The organism is Armatimonas sp. (assembly GCF_031410135.1).
Taxonomy (GTDB): domain Bacteria; phylum Armatimonadota; class Armatimonadia; order Armatimonadales; family Armatimonadaceae; genus Armatimonas.
This window is the reverse complement of record NZ_JANNYP010000166.1, coordinates 1-2,323: the sequence shown is the minus strand read 5'-3', so window position 1 is coordinate 2,323 and position 2,323 is coordinate 1. Positions and strand designations below refer to the sequence as shown.

3 protein-coding genes are annotated in these 2,323 nt (G+C 53.1%); all 3 read left to right on the top strand.

The features are described from left to right. The first annotated feature begins 349 nt into the window (after positions 1–349). A complete protein-coding gene (locus RMO15_RS05925; RefSeq protein ID WP_309709163.1) occupies positions 350–871 on the top strand; it encodes a DNA N-6-adenine-methyltransferase in 522 nt (173 codons plus the stop codon). Further along, on the top strand, positions 868–1,164 hold the full coding sequence (locus RMO15_RS05920) for a hypothetical protein (protein ID WP_309709159.1): 297 nt from the start codon (positions 868–870) through the stop codon (positions 1,162–1,164). Before RMO15_RS05925 ends, RMO15_RS05920 begins: the two co-directional genes overlap by 4 nt. A gap of 67 nt (positions 1,165–1,231) precedes the next feature. After that, the gene (locus RMO15_RS05915) at positions 1,232–1,735 is read left to right on the top strand and encodes a hypothetical protein (RefSeq protein ID WP_309709156.1); all 504 of its coding nucleotides are present in this window, start codon (positions 1,232–1,234) and stop codon (positions 1,733–1,735) included. The last annotated feature ends 588 nt before the right edge of the window (positions 1,736–2,323 follow it).

The following is a 2,323-nucleotide window of genomic DNA, read 5'->3' as shown; positions in this document are numbered from 1 at the left end:
GCCGCCGAACAGCTTGCCGACCAAGTAGCCTACGCTGAGGCCGCCGAGAGGCTCTGTGTCAAGCTGGAAACCTGGATCACCGCCCAGCGCGAGCAGACAAGGAGCTTGAAGGCATGACCGAGCTTCTACCCCTCGTAATGCTCCTCGCACTCCGCTTCGGGCTCGTGGCCGCATTCCGCGCCAGAAAGCAAGCATAGACGAAGACCAAGGGGGAGCCTTCGCCAACTCCCCCAAAACCGCACTTTTTTGCTGCGCTAAAAACGCAAAAAGAAGACATGGCATTTCCTACAAGATGCAATAAAGCAGAGTTTCGTAACAGAAAAACGTGTTACGAAATAAGAAAGAAATCATGAAAAATCAAGCAATTGGGCGACCACGAGTTTATAGCAGTAACGCTGAAAAACAAGCCGCATACCGCAAGCGAAAAAAGCATCAGCGCGTATCAGTCCACTTTAAGAGCAACACAGATATGTGGTCTACGCCGCCCGAGCTATTCGCCGAGCTTCACGCCGAATTCAACTTTCAACTCGATGTTTGCGCCATCGCAGAAAATGCACGTTGCCCCCGCTTCTTCTCTCCTACCCAAAACGGACTTGCTCAGAAGTGGGAAGGAGTCTGCTGGATGAACCCGCCCTATGGCCGCACAATCGGCGACTGGATGAAGAAAGCCAAAGAGAGCGCCGAGGAAGGGGCAACGGTCGTTTGCTTAGTGCCAGCAAGAACTGATACTCGATGGTGGCATGACTACGCCGTGAAAGCAAAAGAAATCCGTTATTTGAAAGGCCGACTGAAGTTCGGGAAAGCAGAAAACTCAGCCCCATTCCCATCCGCAGTAATTATTTTTATGCCCCCAGATAGGACACCATCATGAGAATCACGATAGAACCAGAACCCACAACAAGACGCGGCAAGACGGTCAAAGGCATTGATGCCCTGCCCCAGTCCGAGCGCCTCGCGGCCTACAAGCAGATGCTTGTAATCACGATCCCCCAAGCGGGCGAGCTTCTAGGGCTACGCAATACGAAAATCTATGAGCTGGCAGCAAACGGGACGCTACCAATCACGATGATAACCGGCAAGCGCATGGTGATTGTCGCCGAGCTGATGAAGCGTTTTAGCAGCGTGAAAGTAGCAAACACCCGCAGAAGAGAGACAGCCGCCTAAGCACTGACCAGCGGAGTATCTAAGGGGAAGGAGTTGCCTTCCCCAATGACCACAGAAAGACAAAACCATGTTGAACATCAGCCTACAAAGCCGACCCGATGAGACCGTACGACCAATCGCGCTCCAAGTCAATACCAAAGTGCAGAACCTGCCACAGCTTGACCCCGAGCAGCTCACCGCACTGGAGACCAGCGCAAAGGCAACCGCCAAGACCGGCGACCTTGCCACCGTCCTATCCCTCATACAAACCCGCAGAATCGCCAAGGGGCAAAGCCCTCAGACACCACGAACACGCGCCGCCGTAGTTGTCTCCGCTGTCTTAGTGCAGCTCGAACTACACGGCCCGATTGAGTCGTGGCCAATGGGACAGCGCCCCGGGAAAGTGCCTGTCACCGATCCCGAGACAGGCGAAAAAGTCAAAGACCCCGAGACGCAAGAGACCATGATGGTAGACGGCACCATCGAGTATGTCCAGACCTGGGAGACCTTCGCCAGCAATCACAATTTCAAGCCCGAGGAAGTCACCAAAGCAATGCCCACAGTGAAGACCATCCTGGAGCTCACGAAGTAGGCAAACACCCAGAGAAAGGAGACCGACGCCTAGAAACCTTCGCCAAACGACGGCCACGAGCCGAAAACGAAGCCCCCGAGCTGAATCCTCCGGGGGCTTTTTCTATCTATGAGCACTATCGGAAGTGTTTGTCAAACTATTGTTTCTGTCCGATAACCTTGGTTATGTTTCTTTTCGGGACACTTAATCAGGTGTTGCAAATGCAACACCTGAGACTCAGTAGTAGGTAAAATCTCTACAATTGTAGAGATTTGAGAAAGAGTGTGTCCAATTGGACACAAAACCTCTGCAACTTCAGCGGCTTGCTTCGCGCTGGCATTGTCGCGGGTCGGCTCTTGCCATCTTTGCCAATAGTTCGGGCCAGCTACCTGCCTGGAGTGTTCCGCTCTGGTGGCAGTTCCGGGCGCTCTGTAGGCTCATCCAGCCCAGAGGCACAAGAACCCATGAGGGGGTTCTTTGCCCAACGCCCCGGAAAGGTATAGTTGGCTGAAATCTGCCCGTTCAGAGCACGGAAAACATTGATTCGCTATGTTTCCGTGATAAATCCGACTGTTCAGTATCCGTCAATACTTTTCGTGAGATGGTCGT